Raw genomic sequence first — 23941 nt, forward strand, 5'->3', positions numbered from 1 at the left:
CCGCTGCATGACAGGAAGTTTCATTTGCAAGACCGGCCGTTCCTGCGCCAGACTGCGGCAGGGGAAGGAAGATTGGGAAGGCAAGAAAAATGATTTTCCGCAAATCCATTCTGGCCGCTGCTGCCGTCGTCGTCCTGGCGTTGCCCGCCGCCGCGCAGCAGTCGGAGGTGCTGTTCCAGCACAAGCACTGGCGGGTCGAGCTGGTGGCCTGGGACGATGGCGTATTGGGCTGTCAGGCGACGGTGGGGAACGAGAGCGAGAGCTTCTCGCTCTGGACCTTCCAGGATTCCACCGTGCAGATGCAGTTCTATTCCAAGGCCTGGGATTTCGGCGAGGGCGACAGCGCCGATCTTCAGGTGCAGGTCGACCGCAAGCCGCAATGGAACCTGACCAATGCCGAGCTTTACCGCAACTCGGTGCTGTTCACCCTGCCCGACAGCGATGCCGGGGTGGAGTTCATCGTCGAAGTGGCCAAGGGCAACCGGCTTTTCCTGCGCACCAAGGACGGCGGCGCGGTGCAGGATTATTCGCTTTCGGGCAGCCGCGCCTCGATCGACGCGCTGATCGAATGCGGCAACGTGATCACCCAGGAGCAGAAGCCGTCGAACCCGTTCAACTGAGGGGTCACCCCGCCGCGCTGTCGATCCAGATCGTCACCGGCCCGTCGTTGACCAGCTCCACCGCCATCTCGGCCCCGAAGACGCCGGTCTCCACCGGCACCCCTTCGGCGGCCAGCGCGGCGGCGAAGGCCTCGTAGAGCCGCTTGCCCTCCTCCGGTGCTGCGGCGGTGGAGAAGCCGGGGCGGTTGCCGCGCAGGTCGGCGGCGAGGGTGAACTGGCTGACCACCAGCGCCGAGCCGCCGATGTCGCGAACGGAGAGGTTCATCTTGCCCTGATCGTCGCGGAAGATCCGCATCTTCGCCACCTTGGCGGCCAGCCTTGCGGGGGCATCGTCGCCGTCGCCCTGCATGGCGCAGACCAGGATCATCAGCCCCGGCCCGCAGCGGCCGACGACCTCGCCCTCGACCGAGACCTGCGCCCGGCTGACGCGCTGGAGGACGGCCCTCACAGCTCGGCCGCCCAAGGGGGATTGGCGCCGGCGCGGCTGACGGTGACGGCGGCGGCGCGGGTGCCGAGGGTGAGGGCGGCGTCCAGCTCCTCGGCCGTCAGCGCGGCGACCCGGGCCTTGGTCAGCGCCCCGGCCCGGTGCAGCGCGGCAAGGACGCCGGCGTTGAAGGTGTCGCCCGCGCCCACGGTGTCGGCCACGGTGACCGGGGTGGCGGCGACGAAGCGGTCCTGCGTGGCGGTGACGGCGCGGGCGCCCCTCGCCCCTTCGGTGACGAAGACCGCCCTGGGCCCGCGCGCAAGGATGCCGCGGGCCAGTGCGCCGGGGTCGCCCGGGCCTTCCAGCCAGTGCAGGTCCTCGTCCGACAGCTTCACCAGATCGGCCAGCGCGATCATCCGCTCGATCCGCGCCCGATAGGCGGTTTCCTTGCCGGCGATGAAGCCCGGGCGGATGTTGGGGTCCAGCATCGTCACCCGGGATGCCGCCTCGCGCGCCTGCAGCGCCTCGTAGGTGCCGGCGGCGGGGTCGTTGACCAGGGAAATCCCGCCGAGGAACAGGGTCGAGACCTCGGTCCCCAGCACCGGCAGGTCGGCGGGCGACAGCATCCGCCCCGCCGTGCCTTCGTCGTAGAAGGCGTAGGTGGCCTGGCCGTTCACCAGCTTGACGAAGGCCACCGTGGTCGGCCGGTCGGAGCGGGAAAGGTAGCGGGTGTCCACCTGCGAGGCGGTCAGGGTATCGGCGAGGATTTCGCCCAGCATGTCGGTGGAGACGCCGGAGAAGAAGGCCGAAGGGGCGCCGAGACGGCCGAGCGCGATGGCGGTGTTGAAGACCGCGCCGCCGGCATAGGGGGCGAAGCAGGGCTCGCCCCCGGTCGAGGTGCGGGGCAGCATGTCGATCAGCGCCTCGCCACAGCTGAGAATCATCCGCGTCCTCCCCCGGTTTTGCGCGACAGTAGCGGAAACGCGGGTGTTAGCGCAAACATTCAGGCGAACCAGGGCGAGAGGTTCGCGCGCACCCGGTCCAGCGGGGTGGGGCCGGAGGTGTCGGGGGCGAAGCGGCGGCCGGTGATCGCCTCGTAGGCATCGACATAGACCTGCGCGGTGCGGGCGATCATCTCGGCCGGAATCTCCGGGATCGGATCCTTGTAGGGGTCGCAGCGGGCGACCACCCAGGCCCGGATCACGTCCTTGTCGAAGCTGGGCGGGCGGGTGCCGTCCCGCAGCGCCGCCTCGTAGCCCTCGGCGATCCAGTAGCGGCTGGAATCGGGCGTGTGGATCTCGTCGGCCAGCAGGATGCGGCCCGTCGCGTCGGTGCCGAATTCGTATTTGGTGTCCACCAGGATCAGCCCGCGCTCCGCCGCCATCTTCTGGCCGCGGGCGAAGAGGGCCAGTGCGCGGGCGGAGACCTCGTCCCATTGCGCCTGCGTCAACAGGCCCTGCTCCACGATCTGCGCCGGCGTCAGCGGCTCGTCATGGCCGCCGTCGAAGGCCTTGGAGGTCGGGGTGATGATCGCCTGCGGCAGCGCCTGGTTGTCGCGCAGGCCGTCCGGCAGGGTGTGGCCATACATGGTCCGCGCCCCGGCCTTGTATTGCGTCAGGATCGAGGTCGAGGTGGTCCCCGCCAGATATCCCCGCACCACCACCTCCACCGGCAGGATGTCCAGCCGCCGGCCGAGCACTACGTTGGGGTCCGGGTAGGCCAGGACGTGGTTGGGACAGAGGTCTTCGGTGGCGTCGAACCAGAAGCGGGCGGTCTGGGTCAGCACCTGCCCCTTCCAGGGGATCGCCGCCAGGATTCGGTCGAAGGCCGAGATGCGGTCGGACGACACCAGCAGCCGCCGCCCCTCCGGCACCTCCGCCGTGGGCGGCAGGTCGTAGCAGTCGCGGACCTTGCCGAAATAGGGTTTCGGCAGTTCCGGGATGCGGGCATGGGGCAGGACGCGGGTCAGGTCGAGCGGCATCGGGGCCTCCGGTCGGGATGGCGCCGGAATGGACCGGGGCAGGGGACGAGTCAAGCGGCGCTCAGTTCTCGTAGAACGCCGGATGGTAGGTGACCAGACCGGAGGGCGTGGGGCCGCTGAAGGTGCCTTGCAGGAAATACTCCGGCGGGGCGCCGTCGAAGGTCAGGCCGGGGGCGGGGGCGAAGCCGAAGCGGGCGTAGAAGCCGGGATCGCCGAGGACGACGCAGCCGTTTGCCGCCATGTTGCGCAGCCGGGACAGCCCGTCGCGGATCAGCCGGCTGCCGATGCCCTCGCCCTGCCGATGCGGCGCCACCGAGACCGGGCCGAGGCCGAACCAGCCGCAGTCCCGCCCACCGATGCGGACGGGCGAGAAGCACAGATGCGCGACGATCCCCTGCGCGTCTTCGGCCACCAGCGACAGGGTAAGCGCCCCGTCGCTGCGCAGGGCGTCGACGATGGCGGCCTCGGTCCCCGAGGCATGGGGCGCGCCGGCGAAGGCGGCCTTGGTCAGGGCGCGGATGGCGCCGGCATCGGCGGGGCGTTCGGAGCGGAGGATCATGGCGGGCGACCTCGGGGAAGCGATGGGCAGGAGTCTGGCGGGAAGGGGACCGCTGCGCAAGACGGATGAGCAGCACGGTTTGCGGAGGGGTAACAGAGGCCAGCGCCCGACCGCGGGTGGGCGCCTCCGACGGTGCGCGGGGAGCGCTTTATGGTGCGGTCTCTCCCATGGGCCGAGCGGAGAACCGACGGCGCAGAAGCGCCCGCCCGGGGGACGGTCGGGCGCTGGCCGGGGGCGCGTTCCGCGCCTGTTAACCCGGCCGGAGCCTCATCGGGAAGGCTGCGCCAAGGCGCCCCATGTCGGGAGAACTGCCGGGAGCCTCAATCCAGCCAGTCCGGGGCCGAGCCGCCGAAGATCTGCGGGTCGTAGAGATAGGCCGCCACCGCCGCTGCCACCAGCGCGGCCAGCACCGCGAAGCCGATCTTCCAGACCGACCAGGGCCTCTCGCCCTGCACCTCGCCGGTCTGGCCGTTGACCAGGAAGCGATAGCTCTTGCCGTTGTATTTGTAGGCCGCCATCCAGACCGGCAGCAGGATGTGCTTGAAGGTCTCGGCCGCGTAGTCGGTGTCGATGGAACTGACCCGCTGCTCGTCGCCGCCGATGTCGCGGCGCACGTCCTGCTCGATCACCCAGGCCATCTTGCCCTTGGCCTCGCGGTCGGCGTCGGCCAGCGGCACGGTGTAGCCCTCGGCCTGGAAGCCGGCAAGGAAATCGGGGCTGTAGGGCTCCAGCGCGGACAGGTCCCAGGGCGTCAGCTCGTTGCCCAGCCGTTGCGGCAGGCTGGCCGAGCCCATCACCAGCACGTCGTCGAAATCCCGCGCCACCCGGCCCGAGGCGGGATACCAGCGGATCTTGCGCACCCGTTCCTCGCGGGTCTCGCGCTTGCCGTTCACGGTCACGCTGACCCGGCGGGTCTCGTAATAGGCCTCGCCGCGCTGGCCGGTGTAGGCCGAGCGGGTGGAGGCGTCGAAGGTCCAGAACGGGACGTAGACGCCGTTCATTGCCCGGCCCTTGCGGGCGTATTCCAGCAGGGTGTTGGGCGCGAACCACAGGCTGCCCAGCCAGGCGGTCATCGCCTTGCGGGCCTGCCCCTCGGTCAGCTGGAAGGGCACCAGCGCCTGCGGCTTGATCAGCCTTTGCGCGCCGGTGTCCAGCACCACCGGCGAGGCGCAGAACGGGCATTCGGCGGCGTGGCTGGCGCCCGTCAGCTCGATCACCGCGCCGCAATTGGTGCAATGGACGGTGCGGACCTCGACCGAGGCGGATTCGGGCAGGTCGTCGCGCAGGCCGGCGTGGAGGTCGTGTTCCATCAGCGCGCGGGCACGGCGGCGTTCGCCCGCCTGCGGGATCTGCTGCACATGGCCGCAATGGTCGCAGACCAGCGTGGTCTGCCCCGGCGCAAAGCGCAGCTGCGCGCCGCACTGGTCGCAGGGATAGCGGTATTCGGCGGGTTCGGTCATCGGAAATGCTGTCAGAAAAAGAAGGGCGGCGGAGGCTGCGGCGCCTCCGCCGTGGGAAGGATCAGCCCGCGGGCGGCGGCGGCGGGACCTGCGAGAGGAGCCGCGAAAGTTCGGTCTCCGCCGCTGGTTTCCAGCCGTCCTGGCCGGCGGTCCAGACCATGCTGGCGCCGGTCAGCGCGCCCGAGGCCGCCATGGCGGCAAGGTCGGATTCGGAGAACGGCCCCCTGGTCGCGCCGTTCTCGGCCAGATGCCAGGCCTTGGCGGCCGCAGGGGGCGGCGGCGGGGCGGCGGGGGCGGCACCCGGCGCCGCGCCCCAGGGCCCGACGTTCTGCGCCATGCCGAGGCCCATCCCGGCCGCCATGCCCGCGCCCATCATCCCGCCCGCGCCGGAGGCCGGGTTGGCCAGCGCCTCGGCGGCGTTGAACTGCATGTATTTGTTCAGGTCGCCGGCCACGCCCATCGAGGTGCGCTTGTCCATCACCTTCTCGACCTCTTCGGGCAGGCTGATGTTCTCGATGTAGAACTCGGGGATGGAAAGGCCGTATTCCGCCACCTTCGGCGCGATGGCGGTGGTGATGATCTTGCCCAGGTCTTCGAGGTTCGCCGCCATGTCCAGCACGGGGATGCCCGAGCCGGCCAGCGCCTGCGAGGCCGCCTGCACGATCTGGTTGCGGATCTGGTTCGACACCTCGTCGGTGGTGAACTCGCCGTCGGTGCCGACGATCTCGGTCATGAACTTTCCGGGGTCGGTCACCCGCATCGAATAGGTGCCGAAAGCCCGCAGCCGCACGGCGCCGAATTCCGGGTCGCGCGCCATGATCGGGTTCTTCGTGCCCCATTTCTGGTCGTTGAACCGGGTGGTGTTGACGAAATAGACCTCGGATTTGAACGGCGACTGGAAGCCGTGGTCCCAGTGCTGCAGCGTCGTCATGATCGGCATGTTGTTGGTCTCCAGCATGTAGAGACCGGGGCCGAACACATCCGCCAGCTGCCCTTCGTGGATGAAGACGGCGGCCTGGCCTTCGCGCACCGTCAGCTTGGCGCCCATCTTGATCGCCTGGCCGCGGCGGTCGAAGCGCCAGACCATCGTGTCGCGGGTATCGTCGAGCCAGGAAATGACGTCGATGAACTCGCCCTTGAGGAAGTCGAAGACCATGGAAGGTGCCTCCTGTCCGTTGCGGCCCGGGGGCGGGCCTGCGGGCAGGCTGCCCGCCGCGTAGCCCACCATACCCCAGGCGGCGGCGGTTTGAAGAGGGGAATGGGGGGAATTGCGCCGCCTGCGCGGCCGTCAGCTGGACCCGCCCAGCATCCCCTCGGCCAGCTTCTGCACGATCGGCCGGGCCTCCTCGATCCGCATTCCCGGCCGCAGCGCCGGGCTGTAGAGGATGCGCAGCATCATCTCGTCCATCCGGGTCAGCAGGGCGAATTCCTCGTCGTCGTTGAAGATCGACGGCCGCGCCCGCGGGCTGTCGTTCGCCAGCCCCAGCCCCTGCGCGATCTCCTCGTGGAAGCAGGATTGCCGCAAGAGGTCCGGGTGCTCGGCCCGGATCACCGCCACCGCGCGGCTGTAGGTGCCGGAATTGCCCTCGGACAGGGCATAGACCAGGCAATAGGTCGACCGCGGCATCTGCGTCACGTCGGCGATGTCCGAGGCGGATAGCCCGGGCAATGCCGCCTGCAGCGTGGGGCCGAGCGCCTCGCGTTCATCCTCGGACACCACATGGATCCAGAAGTTGGGCGCGGAATCGGAGAGCGAGATCGGATGGCCGGTGAGCTGGCTCAGCCGGGCGAGGTAGGAGGAAACGCGCGCGCGGTCGGTCGCCTGCCGGTCCAGCGGCACCGAGGGACCGAAGCGCAGACCCACCCGCACCGGCCCGGTCCATTTGCGCAGGATCGACGGCGCCTCGGACTGCACGAAACCGCCGGGGCCGCGGCTGTATTCGTCGAAGAGCGCGATCTTCAGGAAGTTCTCGGCCAGCATCCGGTCGGTGAAGGGCGTGTCCTGCCCGCCGCCGTCGGTGCGCAACAGCCCCTGCGACAAGAGCGCCTGCTGCACCTGGGCGAAATAGGCCCGCGCGGCGGCGCTTTTCGCCGTCTCCGCCACCGGGGCGGGAGAGGCGGGGCGGGGCTGCGGCGCGGTGCCGGGGCGCGTCGGCGCCTCGGCCGGCACGCAGGCGGTCACCGCCGCCAGGGCGGCGGCGGCGAAAGGCTTCAGGGGGAAGGAACGGCGCAGTTTGCTCACCTCAGGCCCGGGCTGCGGCTGCGGCGGCGGGGGCGGAGGCCCGGGCGCGGGCCGAGGCCAGGGTGTCGCGCAGCTCGGCCTCCATCTTGACCAGATCGGCCTCGGCGGCGGCGCGCTTGGCCTTGCCCTCGTCGGCGATGGCCAGGCTTTCGTTGATGGTGTCGATCAGCGTCTGGTTGGCGCGCTTCACCGTCTCGATGTCGAAGACGCCGCGTTCCATCTCCTGCCGGACCACGCGGTTGGTCTCCTGCAGGTTCTTGGCGTTCGCCTCCAGCAGTTCGTTGGTCAGGTCGGAGGCGCGTTTCACCGCCACGGCAGCCTCTTGCGAGCGCTGGATGGTCACCGCCTGCGCCAGCTGGGTCTCCCACAGCGGCACGGTGTTGACGAGCGTCGAGTTGATCTTGGTCACCAGCGACTTGTCGTTCTCCTGCACCAGCCGGATCGAGGGCAGACTTTGCATCGTCACCTGCCGGGTCAGCTTCAGGTCGTGCACCCGGCGCTCCAGGTCGTCGCGGGCGGCGCGCAGGTCGCGCAGTTCCTGCGCCTTGATCACCTTGTCGTTCTCGGCCGCGGCGGCGATCTCGGCTTCCTTCGCCGGGATCACGGTGGCGTCCAGTTCGGCCAGCTTGGCCTCGCCCGCGGCGATGTAGAGCGCCAGTTCGTCGTAGAAATCCAGCGTCTTGCCGTAAAGGACATCCAGCGACTTGATGTCCTTCAGGAGCTTGTGCTCATGGCCCAGCAGGTCCTCGGTGATCCGGTCGATCTGGCCCTGCACGTCCTCGTAGCGGGCGACGAACTTGGCGAAGGGCGCGGTGCGGCCGAGCAGGCGTTCCCACCAGCTGGCCTTGCGCCGCAGGTCCAGCTCGGAGACGGAAAAGCCCCGGATCGCGGTGACGATGTTCTGCAAGCTGTCGCCCGCCGGCCCCACGTCCTTGTTCTTCACGTCCTGCAGCATCTCCTGGCTGATGACCTGCAGCTCGGCCTGCGCCGCCGATCCGAAGGAGATGATCGACTGGGTGTTGGAGATGTCCAGCTCGTCCATCCGCTTGCGGATCGCGGCGGCCTTGTCGGCCGGCGCGGCCTCCAGCGGCACGACCTCGGCCATGGGTTCGGCAAGGATTACGGCGGATACCTTCTCGACCTCGGTCGCAAGGGTGCTGTCGGGGGTGGTGGAGGGGGACATGGGGCAACTCTTCCTTGGATGGGGGACGGGAGGGTCAGCGGTTTTCCATCTTCAGCCGGTCGCGCAGCACCGAGATCTCGATGTCGAGGTCGGTGCGGTCGTTGGCCAGGAGGGCGGTGGAGCGGTCGGCGAAGGTGGTCTCCAGATCGGTCAGCAGCGCCTCCCAATCGGCGCGGGCGCCATCGTCGCGGGTGCGCGCCCAGTGGTCGGCGAACTTGACGGTCGCGTCGCGGGCGCCGGTCAGGTAGACGGTCAGATACTTGCGCGCGGCGGTCAGGTCGCGCGGGTCTTCCTCGATCCGCCGGAACAGCGCCCGGGCGCGGGTGGCGAATTGCTCGACCCGGGCCTCGGCCCGGCGGTCGTTCGCGCGCAGGATGGCGTCCTTCATCTGGGCCAAGGTGGTCTCGGCCTCGGTCACCGCGCGGGCCACCCGCTCGGTCTGGAAGGGGTCGATCCCCTCCATCCCCTTGTCGCGCATCGGGTCCATGCCGAAGGCGCCGAGGTGCAGCGCGGCCCCGGCGAGGGCGTAGAGCGCGGGGAAGATCGAGACGCCATGGGCGATGATGCCGCCCAAGGCGAGGGCCACCCCGGTGGCGAAAGCGCCGAACAGGATGCGCGGGAAGGCCGGGCGGCGGGCGGTGCGGCGGGCCTGCCATTCGGCGCGGGCGCGCATCCCCTCGCGCGTCAGCCCGGCGGAGAGGATCAGCAGGCCGCCGGCGCAAAGGCCGGTCAGCATCGCCCCGGGCGCGTCGCCGAAGGCCGGGAACAGGAAGGCGAAGGCCGAGAGGAACAGGATCGTGGTCCGCCAGCGGCCCGGCACGCGCACCGCCGGCTCTGCCGGAAGCGGGCGGCCTTCGCCGTCCTGCCGGGGCTGCGGGCTGTATTTGCCGCCGTAGCGTTGCGCCATCACATGCCCCCCGATCCGGCGACATAGAAGACCAGCGCCACCAGAAGCGCCAGCGAAAGGGTTTTCAGGCCGGAGTCAGACATGCAGCGCGTTCCAGGGCATCACGGCCGCGATCCTAGCCGAGAGGCGCCGCCCATGCCAGCGGGCAGGCAGGGGAATGCGCGGGTTTATTCCCCGGGGGCGGGAGAGGGGGGGCACGGTCCGGCCCTTGCTTCCCCGTGTCTTGGCGAAGGCGCGTGCCTTCGCCACGCCGCAACATTTCCCTCTGTCCGGCCGGGTGCCCAAGCACCCGGCCAGCGCCCGCCCCGCCCTTGGGCCAAGCGCTTCTCGCCCGCCGGGCCAGGCGCTGGCCTCTCGGGTTTAGGGCCACCACCGTCTCCGGGTGCTGCGCCGCGCACGGGCGGGGGCGAGGCAGTGCCTCGCCTTTTTCCCGCCCGGTCGGTCCGTTGAGATGATCGTCGTTGCCCGCCTATGTTCCGCGCCGGGGCCTTGGCGCGTCACGGCCCGGGCCGCGGGGCTTGGCCGGACCGCTGCGGCCCGAGGGTGCGGCGGAGCGCTTCGGCGGAGGTTTGGCCTCGCCGCGGGCGGCGGGCTTGGCGGTTGGTTTCGGGGCCGGTTTCGCCCCGGCTTTCCCGGTCGCCGGGCGGGTGGGCTTGCCGCCCGGATCGGGCGTGACCGCCTCCTTCCAGGCCCGGGCCAGCGCCTTCACCCCGTCGCCGGACCTGGCGGTGCGGGGCAGGGCGGTTTTTCCGGCCGTGGCCCGCGCGGGTTTCGCCCCTGCCTTTCCCGCCGGTTTCGCTGCCTGCGAGGCCGGTTTGCGGGCGGGCCTGGCGGGGGCCGCATCGTCGCCTGCCATCGCTCCCAGCTGTTCGCGCAGCACCTTGGGACGCACCTCCTCCACCTCGCCCGGCCGCATGTCGTTCAACCGGAACGGGCCGTAGGAGACCCGGATCAGCCGGTTGACGTAAAGGTCGATGGCGTTCATCGCCCGCCTGATCTCGCGGTTCCGGCCCTCGCGCAGGCCCACCGTCAGCCAGGCGTTGGCCCCCTGGATGCGGTCCAGCGTGACCTGCATCGGCTGGAACCTTTCCCCCTCGATGGTGATGCCCTTGCGCAAAGGCTCCAGCTGGTCGTCGGTCGGGTTGCCGTTGACCCGCACCCGATACTTGCGCAGCCAGCCGGTGGAGGGCAGCTCGAGCCGCCGCTTCAGTTCGCCGTCGTTGGTCAGCAGCAGCAGCCCCTCGGAGTTCAGGTCCAGCCGGCCGACGGACATCACCCGCGGCATGTCCCCGGGCAGGTGGTCGAAGACGGTGTCGCGGCCCTTCTCGTCGGCGGCCGAGGTCACCAGCCCCTCGGGCTTGTAGTAGAGCCAGAGCCGGGCGGGTTCCTCCTCCGGCAGCGGCTTGCCCGAGACGGTGATGCGGTCCTTCTCCGTCACGTTCAGCGCCGGCGAGGCGATGACCTTGCCGTTGACCGTGACCTCGCCGGCCTCGATCAGCCGCTCGGCCTCGCGGCGCGAGGCGATGCCGCGGCGCGACAGGACCTTGGCGATGCGCTCGCCTTCAGGGGTTGCTTTGTCGGCCATGAACGGAAACCTTTGCGCGGGGCGGTTGACCCCGGGGGTTTTCCACCCCCGGAACCCCCGGAGAGTATTTGGGCCAAGATGAAGACGCAATCGGGGTTCCGGTCCTTCATGGAGATCGCGCTGGAAGAGGCGCGGGCAGCGGGCGCGCGGGGCGAGGTGCCGGTGGGCGCGGTCGTGGTCGCGCCTTCCGGGCAGGTGGTCGCCCGGGCGGGCAACCGCACGCGGGAACTGGCGGACCCTACGGCGCACGCCGAGCTGCTGGCGATCCGCGCCGCCTGTGCGGCGGCGGGGTCCGAGCGGCTGCCGGGCCATGACCTTTACGTCACGCTGGAGCCCTGCCCGATGTGCGCCGCCGCGATCTCCTTCGCCCGGGTGGCGCGGCTCTACTACGGGGCGGCGGACCCGAAGTCGGGCGGGGTGGCCTTCGGCGCCCGGGTGTTCAGCCACCCGCAATGCCACCACCGGCCCGAGGTCTACGACGGCATCGCCGCGGCCGAGGCCGAGGCGCTGCTGAAGGGCTTCTTCGCCGGGCGGCGGGAGTAGGCGCTAGAACCGGATCGGGTCCAGCACCTCGTGCTCGATCACCTCGGTGCCGGGCGGCAGGCCGGCGCGCAGGGCGGCGGCGTCCTGCGCCAGCAGCGGGAAGGTCTTGTAATGGCAGGGGATCACCCAGCGGAAGTTGAAGTATTTCCGTGCCGCCCAAGCCGCGCGCTGCATGTCCATGGTGTAATGGCCGCCGCAGGCGAGGATGCCGATGTCGGGGCGGTGGTATTCGCCCATCCAGCCCATGTCGGCCATGATGTCGGTGTCGCCCGAGACATAGATCGTATGGCCCTCGCCCGCGATCATGAAGCCCGCCTCCGACCCGGCCGGCAGCAGCCCCTTCCCGCCGAAGTCGATCGAGGCGGAATGGGTGGCGTTGACCATGGTCACCTTCGCCCCGCCGCAGTCGATGGTGCCGCCCTTGCCGAAGCCGATGGCCTGCGCGCCCTGGCCGTTCAGCCATTCGGACAGCTCATGGATGCAAGCGACCGGGATGCCCTTCTCCGCGGCGATGGCGGCGGCGTCCGAGGCGTGGTCGCCATGGGCATGGGTCAGAAGGACATGGGTCGCGCCCTCCAGCGCCTCGGCGCGGCGGGCGGCGGGGAACATCGGGTTGCCGGTCAGCCAGGGATCGACCAGCAGCACGGCCTCTTCGATGGTAATGCGAAAGCCGGAATGGCCAAGCCAGGTGATCTGCATGGGGTCGTCTCCGCTGGTTGTCTGCGAGGCGCGCAAGGTTAGCGTCCCCGTCCGGCCATGCAACCCCGAAGCGGAGCGGTGCTTGCAGGGCCGGGCGGGGGCGGCTAAACGGGGCCGGTCATCCGCCCGAACCCCGAGGGTCCCCATGTCGATCGACATCGAAACCGCGCGCAAGGTCGCCAAGCTGGCCCGGATCCGGGTCGAGGAGGCGGCGCTGCCGAAGCTGGCCGAGCAGCTGTCCGGCATCCTGACCTTCATGGAACAGCTGAACGAGGTGGATGTGGAGGGCGTGGAGCCGATGGTCAGCGTCACGCCGATGCGGCTGAAGCGGCGGGCGGATGTGGTGACTGACGGCAATATTCAGGCCCAGGTCCTGAAGAACGCGCCGGAGGCGCGCGAGGGGTTCTTTGCCGTGCCGAAGGTGGTGGAATGAACGCGAACAGCCTGACGATCGCCGCGGCGCGGGATGCGCTGCGCAAGGGGGAGCTCTCCGCTGTCGACCTGACCATGTCCTGCCTGACGGCGATGGATGCGGGCGATGCGCTGAACGCCTTCGTCTACAAGACCCCCGAGATCGCGCTGGATCAGGCGCGGGCGGCGGATGCCCGGCTGGCCGCGGGCGATGCGCCCGCCATGTGCGGCATCCCCCTCGGCATCAAGGACCTGTTCTGCACCAGGGGCGTGCCCTCGCAGGCGGCGTCGAACATCCTCAAGGGCTTCCGGCCGGAATACGAATCCACCGTGACCACGCGCCTGTTCGAGGCCGGGTCGGTGATGCTGGGCAAGCTGAACATGGACGAATTCGCCATGGGCTCGTCCAACGAGACCTCCTGCTACGGCAATGCGGTGAACCCCTGGCGGCGCGGCAACGACGATGCCGCGCTGACGCCCGGCGGGTCCTCGGGCGGCTCGGCGGCGGCGGTGGCGGCGGACCTTTGCCTGGCGGCGACCGGGACGGACACCGGCGGCTCGATCCGCCAGCCGGCGGCCTTCACCGGCATCGTCGGGATCAAGCCGACCTATGGCCGCGTCTCCCGCTGGGGGGTGGTGGCCTTCGCCTCCTCGCTGGATCAGGCGGGGCCGATGACCAAATCGGTGCGCGACGCGGCGATCATGCTGGGGGCGATGGCGGGCCACGACCCGAAGGATTCGACCAGCGCCGACCTGTCCGTCCCGGATTTCGAGGCGGCGCTGACCGGCGACATCCGCGGCAAGGTGATCGGCATCCCCAGGGAATACCGCATGGACGGGATGCCGGCCGAGATCGAGGCGCTGTGGCAGAAGGGCATCGCCATGATGCGCGACGCCGGGGCCGAGATCCGCGACATCAGCTTGCCGCATACGAAATACGCGCTGCCCGCCTATTACGTCATCGCGCCGGCCGAGGCGTCCTCGAACCTCGCCCGCTACGACGGGGTGAAATACGGCCACCGGGCCAGGCTGGCGCAGGGCGACGGCATCACCGAGATGTATGAGAAGACCCGGGCCGAGGGCTTCGGCGCCGAGGTGCAGCGCCGCATCCTGGTCGGCACCTATGTGCTGTCGGCGGGCTTCTACGACGCCTATTACAACCGCGCCCGCAAGGTCCGCGCCCTGATCAAGCGCGACTTCGAGACCGTCTTCGCCGAAGGCGTCGACGCGATCCTGACCCCGGCCACGCCGTCTTCGGCCTTCGGCCTGGGCGAGATGGCCAATGCCTCGCCGGTGGAGATGTATCTGAACGACGTCTTCACCGTGACGGTGAACCTGGCCGGCCTGCCCGGCGTCTCGGTCCCGGTGGGCTTGGACGCGCAGGGGCTGCCGCTGGGCCTGCAGCTGATCGGGCGGCCCTGGGACGAGGCCGGGCTGCTCAATCACGCCCATGTGCTGGAGCGTGCGGCCGGATTTGTTTCCAAACCGGCAAAATGGTGGTAGGGGGCGGCGAAAAGCCGTTCCCGCATTCCGCATGAGGCAGTGATGATCCGCCGTTCCGCCATGGTCCTTCTGGCTGCACCCCTGCTGGCCGCCTGCCAGCCGCAGGTGCCGGATTCCGGCGCCGGGGTCGGGTTCCAAGATTACAACAGCTATATCCGCAACACTTCCACGCCGCCGGCCTCCCCGGCCGCGCCCGCCCCGGCGGCCGGTTTCGACCCCGCCGCCGCCTCGGCCGCGATCGACCGCGCCTCGGGCGTGACGCCCGCGCCCGCGGCGGCTCCCGCCCCGGTGGCCGATGCCCCGCTCGGCACGCTGGACCCGAACCGGCCGCGCGGCGACGCCCCCGCCGGCATCAAGTCCGAATCCGGCGAGGTTGCCAATCTCGGCCATGCCGGGATTTCCGACGAGCAGGATTTCTCCGCCGTCGCCTCGCGCGAGACCATCGAGAGCGACAAGGAACGGATCGAGCGCAACCGGGCGCAATATGTCGTGGTCCAGCCCAAGGACCTGCCGGTGCGGCCGGGCGAACTGGGACCGAACATCGTCGACTACGCGCTGAAGACCACCAACGACCCGGGGACGCCGCTCTACAGCCGCTCGGGCCTGATCAAGCGCGACCCGATGATCGCCTGTGCCAAGTTCGCCTCGCCCGATCTGGCGCAGCAGGAATTTCTGGCCAAGGGCGGGCCGGACAAGGACCGGCAGGGCCTCGACCCCGACGGCGACGGCTTCGCCTGCTCCTGGGACCCGCGCCCCTTCCGCACCGCCCTGCAGTGACCTTCCCCTCGCCGAATTTCGGTGAACGGCGGGACGGCCTGCGCCCTTCGCTGGTGGTGATCCATTACACCGCCATGGCCAGCTGCGCCGAGGCGCGCGAAAGGCTCTGCGACCCGGCGGCCGAGGTCTCGGCGCATTGGCTGCTGTCCGAGACCGGCGCGGCGGAGGCGCTGGTGCCCGAGGCGGCCCGCGCCTGGCACGCCGGGGCGGGGGAATGGGGCGGGCGGACGGATGTGAACAGCCGCTCCATCGGCATCGAGCTGGCCAACCGCGGCGACCATCCCTTCCCCGAGCCGCAGATGCGGGCGCTGGAGGCGCTGCTGGCGGGCATCCTGGCGCGCTGGTCGATCCCGCCGCAGGGGGTGATCGCGCATTCCGACATGGCCCCGGGACGGAAGGCCGACCCGGGCCCGCGCTTCGACTGGCGCAGGCTGGCGCTGCGGGGCCTGTCGGTCTGGCCCTCGCCCCGTGCGCCCGGGGATTTTCGCGCCGATGCCTCGCGCTTCGGCTATCCGCCGGTGGCGGACGACCTGCTGCTGGCCGCCTTCCGCCGACGCTTCCGCCCGTGGGCCGAAGGGCCGCTGTCGCCGGAGGATGCGGCGCTGGCCGCCGACCTTGCGGCGCGCTTCCCGGTTGACGCGGGCCGGGCGGGCGCCTAAGTCCCCCCTCGCGCGGATGGCCGGATGACCGCGGCCCCGGACTTGATCCGGGGGCGAGGAAAGTCCGGACTCCATGAGGCAAGGGTGCCGGGTAACGCCCGGCGGGGGCGACCCCAGGGAAAGCGCCACAGAGAAGAGACAGCCCCGGTTCGCCGGGGTGATGGTGAAACGGTGGGGCAAGAGCCCACCGCGGGACGGGCAACCGGACCGGCACGGCAAGCCCCACCCGGAGCAATGCCGAATAGGGGCCTCGCGCGGGGCTGGTCCTGAAAGGGATACCGCCGCAGGGATGCTTCAGCCCGAGAGGCCCGGGTTGGCAGCTGGACCCCCTCCGCAAGGCGGGGGCTAGAGGAATGGTCATCCATGGCGGGCAACCGCCGGGACAGAATCCGGCTTACAGGCCATCCGCGCGTTTTCCGGCCGAGGCCGGGGGGCCAGCCCCCCGGGCCCCCCGGGATATTTGTGTCCAGAAAGAGGAGGGAGATCGCCCTTCCCCTTCCTCTTGATCCAAATACTCCGGGGGTGCGGGGGGCCGGCCCCCGCTGCGGCGCCTGCTGCGGGGGGCGGCGCAGAATCCTTCCCGCCCGCCCCGTTTCGCTGTTGACTCCGCCGGGCGCGCGGCTAAAAGGCGGGCTTCAAGGATTTCCGGGGAAACGCCGTTTCTCCGAGGCAGGAGAGACGACTATGGCGAAGCCGACGACGATCAAGATCCGTCTGAACTCGACGGCGGGCACCGGGCACTTCTACGTGACCAAGAAGAACGCCCGCACCATGACCGAGAAGATGGTGGTGAAGAAATACGACCCCGTGAAGCGGGAGCATGTCGAATACAAGGAAGGCAAGATCAAGTAGGATCGCCGGACCTGTGACGCGATAGGGCCGCCCGTTGGGGCGGCCTTTTGCTTTGCCGGGCGGTGCTGCAGGCGCAGGTTCCGGGCCGCGGATGCGCAGCTTCCGGGTCGAGGCATCGGCCGCGGCGGCCTAGGTCCTTCGCATCGACAGCGAAAGGAATTGCGATGCTTCTGAAAGACAAGGTCTTCATCATCACGGGCGCTTCGAGCGGGATCGGCGCGGCGGCGGCCGACCTGTTCGCCAGGAACGGTGCGGCGGTCGTCCTGGGCGCGCGGCGGGAGCGGGAGCTTGCCACCGTCGCCGACCGGATCGTTGCAAGCGGCGGAAGGGCGGTGCCGCTGCCCGGCGACGTGACGGAGGCGGGCTATGCCGAGGCGCTGGTGGCCCGGGCACAGTCCGAGTTCGGCGGGCTGGATGGTGCCTTCAACAATGCGGGGCGGTTGGGCAGCGGACGCATGGTTGCGGAAACCCCGCCCGAGGAATGGGCGGAGGTGCTGGCGACGAACCTGACCTCGGCCTGTCTTACCGCGCGGGCGCAGCTTCCGGCTCTGGTGGCGCGCGGGGGCGGGTCGCTGATCTTCACCGGCTCCTTCATCGGCCATACCGCAACCCTGCCCGGGATGGGCTGCTATGCGGCGTCGAAGGCCGGGCTGGTGGGGTTGGTGCAGGCGATTGCCGTCGAATACGGCGCGCAGGGTGTCCGGGCCAACGCGCTCTTGCCCGGGGGAACGATGACCGCCATGGCCGGAGACGCGGCGACGAACCCGGATGCGGCAACCTTCATCGCCGGTCTTCATGCGTTGAAGCGCATTGCCCGGCCGGAAGAAATTGCGAAAGCGGCGCTGTTCCTCGCCTCGGATATGGCGAGTTTCGTGACCGGCACGGCGATGCTGGCGGATGGCGGCAATTCGATCTGCAAGGTCTGAGGCCGTCTCAGGGTTGCCGCCGCAACGGAAAAAGGCCGGGGTTTCCCCCGGCCCTTCGCATCCGCCCTGGCAGCAGGTCACTCGCGGTTGCCGAGGAACTGCAGCAGGAACATGAACAGGTTGATGAAGTCGAGGTAGAGGTTCAGCGCGCCCATGATGGCGGCCTTGCCCAGCCACTCCTGGTCCATCGCGGCCGCGTGCTGGATATAGGTGTTCTTGATGTTCTGGGTGTCCCAGGCGGTCAGGCCGGCGAAGATCAGCACGCCGATCACCGAGATGGCGAAGGCCAGCGCCGAGGAGCCGATGAAGATGTTGACCACCATCGCCACGATCAGGCCGATCAGGCCCATCACCAGGAAGGCGCCCATGGCCGACAGGTCGCGCTTGGTGGTGTAGCCGTAGAGCGACAGGCCGGCGAAGGCGATCGCGGTGATCAGGAAGGTCTGCGCGATCGAGGTCGAGGTGAAGACCAGGAAGATCGACGACAGCGACAGCCCCATCAGCGCCGCGTAGACGTAGAAGAACACCTGCGCCCCGGCGGCCGAGATGCGGTTGATCAGCGCGCCGAAGGCGAAGACCATCACCAGCGGCAGGAACATGATCACCCATTTCAGCGGCGAGACGTAGAGCGCGTAGCCGAAGTCGGTCAGCCATTGCGTCGCGCTGATCTGGTATTCGGTCGGGGTGCTGCTGACCGACAGGCCGGCCAGCGCCCAGGCGGCGCCGGCGGTGATCAGCATTGCCACGGACATCAGCCCGTAGACCTTGTTCATATGGGCGCGAAGCCCCTCGTCGATCTGGGCGCGGGCGCCTACGCCGACGCTGCGGACCGTGTCAAATTGAGCCATTCAAGCCTCCGATGTTGTCCCTGAGGGCAACGCCGATTTGGCCGGCGCGGCCACATGGCCCGAATATCGGGGCGATGGCGCAGGATTTCAAGAATAACCGGGCCGGAAATCGTCATTTCCGCCCGGGGTTTGCCGTCATTTCCGCCAGTGCTGCGGCGCGTCCCAGGCCGGGCGGGCGGCTTCGGCCTCGGCTTCCGGCCGGTTGAGGCCGATGTCGCGCAGCATCCGGTCGTCCAGAGCCGCCAGCCGGGCGCGCTGGCGGCGCAGCGAGGCCATGCCCAGCAGACGGGCGAGAAGGCCGCGGCGGCGCAGCGGCAGCGGGCGGAAGGGCAGGGTGCGGGCAGGGGAGGTCATCGTTCTCTCCATCATCAAACGTGATATTCATCCGGGGGATCATTCCTGTTGATGAAGATGCGCTCTCGTGCTTCATTATGGAAATGAATGATCGTGACGCCATGAATCAGGAACCGTGATATGCCGCGCAACCTCGACCTTGCCGCCCTGCGCTCTTTCGTCACCGTGGCCGAGGTGGGCGGAGTGACCCGCGCCGCGGGCTTCCTGAACCTCACGCAATCCGCCGTCTCGATGCAGATCAAGCGGCTGGAGGAGAGCCTCGGCCAGCTGCTGTTCCTGCGGGCGGCGAAGAAGCTGGTGCTCTCGCCCGAGGGCGAGCAGCTCTTGTCCTACGGCCGCCGGATGCTGGCGCTGAACGACGAGGTGCTGTCGCGCTTCGCCACCGGCGCCTTCGAGGGCGAGATGCGGCTCGGCGTGCCCTGCGACATCGTCTATCCGGCGATCCCGGGCATCCTGAAGCGGCTGGCGCAGGCCTATCCGCGGGTGCGGGTGAACCTGATGTCCTCCTTCACCCTGCCGATGAAGGAGGATTTCGCCCGCGGCGAGTTCGACGTGATCGTGACCACCGAGATGGCGCCCGACCCGGGGGCCGAGGTGCTGGGGGCGCGGCCGCTGGTCTGGATCGGCGCGCCGGGCGGCACCGCTTGGCAGCGCCGGCCGCTGCGGCTGGGGTTCAAGGACAGCTGCATCTTCCGCCCCCGCACCCAAGCCGCGCTGGACGAGGCCGGCATCCCCTGGGAACTCGCCACCGGCGGCGAGAGCGAGCAGGCGGTGGAGGCGACGGTGGCCGCGGACCTTGCCGTCTCGGTGCGGCTGGAGGGCGGCATTCCCGCCGGCTGCGCGCCGATCCCCGGCGACAACGCCCTGCCGAAACTGGGCGAGATGAAGATCGGCCTCTACCGCAACCAGCGCCGGCGGGACGAGGTGATGGAACTGCTGCTGTCGGAACTGCGCTGCGCCTATGGCGGGTGAGAGCGCGCGAGGGCTGCCGTAACCATGGCGAAGGCGCGTGCCTTCGCCACCGCGCAACGCTTCCCCTTGTCCGGCCGGGCCTTCAAGGCCCGGCCAGCGCCCGCCCGCCCGCCCGGGCGGGCGCTTCTCGCCCGCCCGGGCGGGCGCTGGCCTCTCGGGGTCATGTGCCACCACCGTCTCCGGGCGAAACCGTCCGCACGGGCGGGGGCGAGGCAATGCCTCGCCTGTTCTCGCCCGGACGAGCCGTTGAAATTCCCCTACAGATCCAGTTCCCACCCGTCCGGGTAGAAGTCGAAGGCCAGCGCGATCCGCGTCGCCAGTTCCTCCCAGTGCCAGACCTCCTCGCCGGTCACCGCCACCGGGCCGATCGAGGCGATCACCGTCTCGCCGTCCTTCAGCCGCTTGACCCGGAAGCCCTTCGCCTTCAGCGCCCGCTCGAAGCCGGCCCAGTCGGCCTCCTCCTCCTCGACGAAGAAGGCGTAGTCGATCACCGCCCTTTCGGGCAGCTTGACGCCTTTCGACTGGCGGAAGGTGTCGAAGGTCTCGCGTCTCTGGGCGGCGTAATTGTGGCTCATGGCCCCGTCATACGCCCTCCGCTGCCCGCCCTCAACCGCCGGCGCTGCACCAGCCGCGGGTGAAGGCCGCGTCGTGGCGCCAGCTGCTGGCGTTCAGCGCCGCGAGGTCCATCGCCGGCAGGTCGCGGGTCCGGCCGTCCTCAGTCACTTTTCCCGCCAGCAGGTCGACCTCGCAGCCGTAGTCCCGGGTTCCGCCGTCGGTATACTCGGCCAGCCGGAAGGCATAGCCGGTCACGGTGAACTGGAAGTCGATGAACCGCAGCGAGACCACCTCGCGCCCCTCGCCGGTCTCGTCGGCGAAATCGGTCACCACCTGCAGGGTGCTGCCCTCCGGCCCCTCCACCACCTCCAGCCGGTTGGTGGCGAAGGCCGACAGCGCGAACTCCGGCACCACCAGCTCCGGCTCCGCCGCGGCGGAGGGCACGCCGTCCATGCCGTTGCGGATGACCAGCGTCACGCTGTCCGCCACCCCGTCCAGCGTGGCGCGGAAATGGAAGCCGCCGCCGGCGGCCCCGGCCCAGTTGCCCGTCGCCTCGGCCCGCGGCTCGGCCGCTGCGGCCTGAGCCATCGCCACAAGCGCCAGCCCCGCCATCGCCCCCGAAATGCCCCGCATCGCCGTTCTCCTTGTCCGACCGCCTGACGGGATAATCCGTCGGCGGGGCGGCGGCAAAGGGGGAAATCCCGACCGGCCCCGCGCCAATTCCCCTTGCGGCGCGGCAGGCGGGGCCGCAAAGTCCCGGCCAGAGCCGAAAGGAGCCCGCCCATGCGCGCCATCGCCATCCTTGCCGCCATCGCCATGGTCGCGGGCCTGTTCCTGCCCTGGCTGAACCCGGGGCTCGTGCGCTTCGTGCCCTGGGACCTGGTCAAGGAGCTGGACCCCAGCGTCGAGACCTTGCAGAAGCTCGCCTCCGATGCGCCCGAACTGCTGGCCTTCCTTGCCACCTTCGTGCTGGCCGGGCTGTTCCTGCTGCTGGCGATCCTCGGCGCCCCGTCGCGGGCGCTGGCCTTCCTGGCCGGCGGCGGCGCGGTGGCGATGATGGCCTACGCCCTGCTGCGGCTGCGCGACCAGGCCACGGCGCTCGGCCTGCCGCTGCCCTCCGCCGATACCCTGGGCGATTTCGCCCGCAAGCTGCCCGAGGTGGCGGGGACCGGCGCGATGGCCTGGGCGGGCGGCGGCGCGGTGCTGCTGCTGGCGGCGCTGATCGGCTTCCCCTCGCGCCGCTAGGAATCTGCCATGGCCTCGCGCCGGTTCCTCACCATCGCCGCCCTGCTGCTGATCGCCGCCGCCGGGGCGGGCTATGTCTTCCTCGGCCCCAGCGTCCTGTTCGGCGGGCCGAGCAAGGCCGAGATCGTCCGGGTCGCCCGCGAGGGCATGATCGCCGCCGCCGCCTCGCCGGAGGAGGACGCCGTGGCGCGGGACGCCCGCATCGCGCCGCAGGGCTATTGCAGCAGCGCCGGGGGCGGGGCCTGGGCCTGCATCGTCGGGGTCTCGCTGGAGGGCGCGCAGGCCGGCACCTTCGTCGCCCTGCTGAAACGGAATGCCGAGGGGGAATGGGCGGCGCCGTAAGCCGCCCGACAGCATGGCCCAGAACATCTACGACAATCCCGATTTCTTCGCCGGCTACAGCCGGTTGCCGCGGCAGGTGCAGGGACTGGACGGTGCGCCGGAATGGCCTGCGATCCGGGCCCTGCTGCCGGATGTGGCCGGCAGGCGCGTCGCCGATCTCGGCTGCGGTTTCGGCTGGGCCGCGCGCTGGTTCCGCCGGCAGGGGGCGGCTTCCGTCCTGGGTCTGGACCTGTCGCGGAAGATGATCGACCGGGCCCGGGCCGACACCGATGATGCCGCCATCGACTACCGCATCGCCGATCTGGAGCAACTGGACCTGCCCGGGGCGGCCTTCGACCTGGTCTACAGCGCGCTGGCCTTCCACTATGTTCAGGACTTCGCGCGGCTGATCCGCAGCATCCACGCGGCGCTGGTTCCGGGCGGCGATCTGGTCTTCACCATCGAACACCCGATCTTCATGGCCGCCGCGCATCCGCACTGGCTGCGGGACGAGGACGGCCGCCAGACCTGGCCCGTCAACGGCTATTCCATCGAGGGAGAGCGCCGCACCGACTGGTTCGCCAAGGGGGTGCTGAAATACCACCGCACCCTGGTGACCACGGTCAACACCCTGCTGGGCGCGGGCTTCCGGCTGCGGCGGATCGAGGAATTCGCGCCGACGCCGGAACAGGTCGCGGCGATGCCGGAACTGGCCGAAGAGAGGGAACGGCCGATGATGCTGCTGGTCGCGGCGCAGAGCGCCTGAGGTCCTACCCCGCCAGCCGCGCCGCCAGCCGGTTCTGCCGCTCCACCGCAAGCCCCAGGTCCAGCGTCGCCAGCACCCCGTCGCGCACCACCTGCCGCCCCTCGACCCAGAGGTCGCGCACCCGTTGCGGGCCGCAGAGGACCAGCGCCGCCACCGGGTCCCAGGCCCCCGCGGCCTCGATCCCGCGCAGGTCCCACAGCGCGATGTCGGCCCGCTTGCCGGGCTCCAGGCTGCCGCAGTCGCTGCGCCCCAGCACCCGCACCCCGCCCAGGGTGGCGATCTCCAGCGCCTCGCGCGCCGCCATCGCATCCGCCCCGCGGGCGACGCGTTGCAGCAGCATCGCCATCCGCATCTCCGCTGCCAGGTTGCCGGCGTCGTTCGAGGCCGAGCCGTCCACCCCCAGCCCGACCTTCACCCCGGCGTCCCGCATCGCCCGCACCGGCGCGATGCCGGAGCCGAGGCGACAATTCGAACATGGACAATGGGCGACGCCGGTCAGCGACCGGGCAAACAATGCGATTTCCGAACCATCCAGCTTCACGCAATGGGCGTGCCAGACATCCGGCCCGGTCCAGCCGAGGTCCTCGGCATATTGCCCCGGGCGGCAGCCGAACTTCTCCAGCGACCAGGCCACGTCCTCGCCGTTCTCGGCCAGATGGGTGTGCAGCATCACCCCCTTGTCGCGCGCCAGCACCGCCGCCTCGCGCATCAGGTCGCGGCTGACCGAGAAGGGCGAGCAGGGCGCCAGCCCGACCCGGCACATCGACCCCTCGGCGGAGTCGTGGAAGGCGTCCACCACCCGTTCCATGTCCTTCAGGATCGCCGCCTCGGCTTCCACCAGCGAATCCGGCGGCAAGCCGCCCGCGCTTTCGCCGATGCTCATGGCGCCGCGGGTGGGATGGAAGCGCAGGCCCACCTCGGCGGCGGCATGGATGGTGTCCTCCAAACGGGCGCCGTTCGGGTAGAGGTAGAGGTGGTCCGAGGTCAGCGCGCAGCCCGAGAGCGCCAGTTCCGCCAGCCCGACCTGGGCCGAGGCGAAGATTTCCTCCGGCCCGAAGCGCTGCCAGATCGGATACAGCGTCTTCAGCCAGCCGAACAGCAGCGCGTCCTGCCCGCCGGGCACGGCGCGGGTCAGGGTCTGGTAGAGGTGGTGATGGGTGTTCACCAGCCCCGGCGTGACCACGCAGCCCGCGGCCTCCACCACCTCGGCTTTCTCGGCGGCCAGTCGCTGGCCGACGGCGGCGATCACGCCCCCGCGGATCAGCACATCGCCCCCGGCGAGTTCCTCGCGGGCGGCGTTCATCGTCACCACGGCGGCGGCATTGCGGATCAGGATGTCCGGCATCGTTCCCTCCATCCCCTTCGGTGGAACGATGCGGCGGGCCGACAGAAGGGGGAAGGACTCGGGCACGCGGCGGCGAGATTAGCCGAAACCCGCAAGGGGCTCAATTCTTCCCCAAGCCCCTCTCCTCTTTCTGGAGAAAAATATCCTCAGGGGTATGCCAGCGGTTTCGCCATCGGTTCGAGAAACCGATGGCATGGGGGGCAG

The 23941-nt window shown here is 70.1% G+C and carries 28 protein-coding genes and 1 other RNA gene; 13 read left to right on the forward strand and 16 right to left on the reverse strand.

What is annotated here, in order from left to right; all coding sequences use genetic code 11:
- Positions 1-89: 89 nt before the first annotated feature.
- Positions 90-620 (forward strand): hypothetical protein, encoded by a 531-nt coding sequence (locus G5B31_RS06980; protein WP_165015200.1) that lies wholly within the window; start codon positions 90-92, stop codon positions 618-620.
- 4 nt (positions 621-624) lie between these two features.
- Here G5B31_RS06980 and dtd read toward each other — a convergent pair whose 3' ends face one another.
- The 10 genes from dtd to G5B31_RS07030 form a co-directional block, all read right to left on the reverse strand.
- Positions 625-1068 carry a D-aminoacyl-tRNA deacylase gene (gene dtd, locus G5B31_RS06985; protein ID WP_165015203.1) on the reverse strand — a complete coding sequence of 148 codons (444 nt, stop codon included), beginning with the start codon at positions 1066-1068 and terminating at the stop codon, positions 625-627.
- Positions 1065-1988, reverse strand: a complete 924-nt coding sequence (locus tag G5B31_RS06990; RefSeq protein WP_165015206.1) for a carbohydrate kinase — start codon at positions 1986-1988, stop codon at positions 1065-1067. Before G5B31_RS06990 ends, dtd begins: the two co-directional genes overlap by 4 nt.
- Before the next feature lie 59 nt (positions 1989-2047).
- A complete protein-coding gene (locus G5B31_RS06995; RefSeq protein WP_165015209.1) occupies positions 2048-3025 on the reverse strand; it encodes a phosphoribosylaminoimidazolesuccinocarboxamide synthase in 978 nt (325 codons plus the stop codon).
- A 61-nt stretch (positions 3026-3086) separates the two neighbouring features.
- A complete protein-coding gene (locus tag G5B31_RS07000) occupies positions 3087-3584 on the reverse strand; it encodes a GNAT family N-acetyltransferase (RefSeq protein ID WP_165015212.1) in 498 nt (165 codons plus the stop codon).
- A 320-nt stretch (positions 3585-3904) separates the two neighbouring features.
- Positions 3905-5044: a primosomal protein N' (replication factor Y) - superfamily II helicase gene (locus tag G5B31_RS07005; RefSeq protein ID WP_165015214.1), complete on the reverse strand. Its 1140-nt coding sequence runs from the start codon at positions 5042-5044 to the stop codon at positions 3905-3907.
- A gap of 61 nt (positions 5045-5105) precedes the next feature.
- The gene (locus G5B31_RS07010) at positions 5106-6200 is read right to left on the reverse strand and encodes an SPFH domain-containing protein (protein ID WP_165015217.1); all 1095 of its coding nucleotides are present in this window, start codon (positions 6198-6200) and stop codon (positions 5106-5108) included.
- A 132-nt stretch (positions 6201-6332) separates the two neighbouring features.
- Positions 6333-7286 carry a DUF2927 domain-containing protein gene (locus tag G5B31_RS07015; RefSeq protein WP_165015220.1) on the reverse strand — a complete coding sequence of 318 codons (954 nt, stop codon included), beginning with the start codon at positions 7284-7286 and terminating at the stop codon, positions 6333-6335.
- Position 7287: 1 nt separating this feature from the next.
- Positions 7288-8469 (reverse strand): toxic anion resistance protein, encoded by a 1182-nt coding sequence (locus G5B31_RS07020; RefSeq protein ID WP_165015223.1) that lies wholly within the window; start codon positions 8467-8469, stop codon positions 7288-7290.
- A gap of 34 nt (positions 8470-8503) precedes the next feature.
- The gene (locus G5B31_RS07025; RefSeq protein ID WP_165015226.1) at positions 8504-9376 is read right to left on the reverse strand and encodes a 5-bromo-4-chloroindolyl phosphate hydrolysis family protein; all 873 of its coding nucleotides are present in this window, start codon (positions 9374-9376) and stop codon (positions 8504-8506) included.
- A 469-nt stretch (positions 9377-9845) separates the two neighbouring features.
- Positions 9846-10961 (reverse strand): pseudouridine synthase, encoded by a 1116-nt coding sequence (locus G5B31_RS07030; RefSeq protein ID WP_165015229.1) that lies wholly within the window; start codon positions 10959-10961, stop codon positions 9846-9848.
- 78 nt (positions 10962-11039) lie between these two features.
- Here G5B31_RS07030 and G5B31_RS07035 point away from each other — a divergent pair, with 78 nt between their 5' ends.
- Entirely contained in the window at positions 11040-11504 is a 465-nt protein-coding gene (locus tag G5B31_RS07035) for a nucleoside deaminase (RefSeq protein ID WP_165015232.1), read from the forward strand.
- 3 nt (positions 11505-11507) lie between these two features.
- Here the strand turns inward: G5B31_RS07035 and G5B31_RS07040 are convergent, their stop codons facing one another.
- A complete protein-coding gene (locus G5B31_RS07040; RefSeq protein ID WP_165015235.1) occupies positions 11508-12203 on the reverse strand; it encodes a metal-dependent hydrolase in 696 nt (231 codons plus the stop codon).
- A gap of 145 nt (positions 12204-12348) precedes the next feature.
- Here G5B31_RS07040 and gatC point away from each other — a divergent pair, with 145 nt between their 5' ends.
- The 7 genes from gatC to G5B31_RS07075 all read left to right on the forward strand — a co-directional run bounded on the left by gatC (position 12349) and on the right by G5B31_RS07075 (position 17331).
- A complete protein-coding gene (gene gatC / locus G5B31_RS07045; RefSeq protein WP_165015238.1) occupies positions 12349-12636 on the forward strand; it encodes an Asp-tRNA(Asn)/Glu-tRNA(Gln) amidotransferase subunit GatC in 288 nt (95 codons plus the stop codon).
- On the forward strand, positions 12633-14117 hold the full coding sequence (gene gatA, locus G5B31_RS07050; RefSeq protein WP_165015241.1) for an Asp-tRNA(Asn)/Glu-tRNA(Gln) amidotransferase subunit GatA: 1485 nt from the start codon (positions 12633-12635) through the stop codon (positions 14115-14117). The genes gatC and gatA overlap by 4 nt, the downstream gene beginning before the upstream one ends.
- Positions 14118-14159: 42 nt before the next feature.
- Entirely contained in the window at positions 14160-14894 is a 735-nt protein-coding gene (locus G5B31_RS07055) for a hypothetical protein (RefSeq protein ID WP_165015244.1), read from the forward strand.
- Positions 14891-15553, forward strand: coding sequence for an N-acetylmuramoyl-L-alanine amidase (locus tag G5B31_RS07060; RefSeq protein ID WP_346763889.1), 663 nt, complete (start codon positions 14891-14893; stop codon positions 15551-15553). Before G5B31_RS07055 ends, G5B31_RS07060 begins: the two co-directional genes overlap by 4 nt.
- Positions 15554-15565: 12 nt before the next feature.
- An RNA gene (gene rnpB, locus G5B31_RS07065) (RNase P RNA component class A) lies at positions 15566-15966 on the forward strand.
- 271 nt (positions 15967-16237) lie between these two features.
- Positions 16238-16405: a 50S ribosomal protein L33 gene (rpmG, locus tag G5B31_RS07070; protein ID WP_023666545.1), complete on the forward strand. Its 168-nt coding sequence runs from the start codon at positions 16238-16240 to the stop codon at positions 16403-16405.
- A 164-nt stretch (positions 16406-16569) separates the two neighbouring features.
- A complete protein-coding gene (locus G5B31_RS07075; RefSeq protein WP_165015249.1) occupies positions 16570-17331 on the forward strand; it encodes an SDR family oxidoreductase in 762 nt (253 codons plus the stop codon).
- Positions 17332-17408: 77 nt separating this feature from the next.
- Here G5B31_RS07075 and G5B31_RS07080 read toward each other — a convergent pair whose 3' ends face one another.
- Both G5B31_RS07080 and G5B31_RS07085 read right to left on the reverse strand, forming a co-directional pair.
- Positions 17409-18179, reverse strand: coding sequence for a Bax inhibitor-1/YccA family protein (locus tag G5B31_RS07080; protein WP_165015252.1), 771 nt, complete (start codon positions 18177-18179; stop codon positions 17409-17411).
- Between the two features lie 135 nt (positions 18180-18314).
- Complete coding sequence (locus G5B31_RS07085; protein WP_165015255.1) at positions 18315-18533, reverse strand: DUF1127 domain-containing protein; 219 nt, start codon at positions 18531-18533, stop codon at positions 18315-18317.
- 120 nt (positions 18534-18653) lie between these two features.
- Here G5B31_RS07085 and G5B31_RS07090 point away from each other — a divergent pair, with 120 nt between their 5' ends.
- A complete protein-coding gene (locus G5B31_RS07090) occupies positions 18654-19505 on the forward strand; it encodes a LysR family transcriptional regulator (RefSeq protein ID WP_165015258.1) in 852 nt (283 codons plus the stop codon).
- 257 nt (positions 19506-19762) lie between these two features.
- On the opposite strand, the gene G5B31_RS07095 is transcribed toward G5B31_RS07090, so the two are convergent.
- The gene (locus G5B31_RS07095; RefSeq protein WP_165015261.1) at positions 19763-20080 is read right to left on the reverse strand and encodes a ribonuclease E inhibitor RraB; all 318 of its coding nucleotides are present in this window, start codon (positions 20078-20080) and stop codon (positions 19763-19765) included.
- A gap of 31 nt (positions 20081-20111) precedes the next feature.
- Positions 20112-20693 (reverse strand): hypothetical protein, encoded by a 582-nt coding sequence (locus G5B31_RS07100; RefSeq protein ID WP_165015264.1) that lies wholly within the window; start codon positions 20691-20693, stop codon positions 20112-20114.
- A 150-nt stretch (positions 20694-20843) separates the two neighbouring features.
- On the opposite strand from G5B31_RS07100, the gene G5B31_RS07105 reads away from it, so the two are divergent.
- Genes G5B31_RS07105 through G5B31_RS07115 form a run of 3 tightly spaced genes read left to right on the forward strand, consistent with a single transcriptional unit; the run spans position 20844 to position 22392 of the window.
- Positions 20844-21305: a hypothetical protein gene (locus G5B31_RS07105; RefSeq protein WP_165015267.1), complete on the forward strand. Its 462-nt coding sequence runs from the start codon at positions 20844-20846 to the stop codon at positions 21303-21305.
- A gap of 9 nt (positions 21306-21314) precedes the next feature.
- Positions 21315-21647, forward strand: coding sequence for a hypothetical protein (locus tag G5B31_RS07110; protein ID WP_165015270.1), 333 nt, complete (start codon positions 21315-21317; stop codon positions 21645-21647).
- 13 nt (positions 21648-21660) lie between these two features.
- Complete coding sequence (locus tag G5B31_RS07115; protein ID WP_165015273.1) at positions 21661-22392, forward strand: bifunctional 2-polyprenyl-6-hydroxyphenol methylase/3-demethylubiquinol 3-O-methyltransferase UbiG; 732 nt, start codon at positions 21661-21663, stop codon at positions 22390-22392.
- 4 nt (positions 22393-22396) lie between these two features.
- On the opposite strand, the gene G5B31_RS07120 is transcribed toward G5B31_RS07115, so the two are convergent.
- A complete protein-coding gene (locus G5B31_RS07120) occupies positions 22397-23737 on the reverse strand; it encodes an 8-oxoguanine deaminase (protein WP_165015277.1) in 1341 nt (446 codons plus the stop codon).
- Between the last annotated feature and the right edge of the window lie 204 nt (positions 23738-23941).

Source organism: Rhodobacter sp. SGA-6-6, from assembly GCF_011043545.1.
GTDB lineage: Bacteria > Pseudomonadota > Alphaproteobacteria > Rhodobacterales > Rhodobacteraceae > Pseudogemmobacter.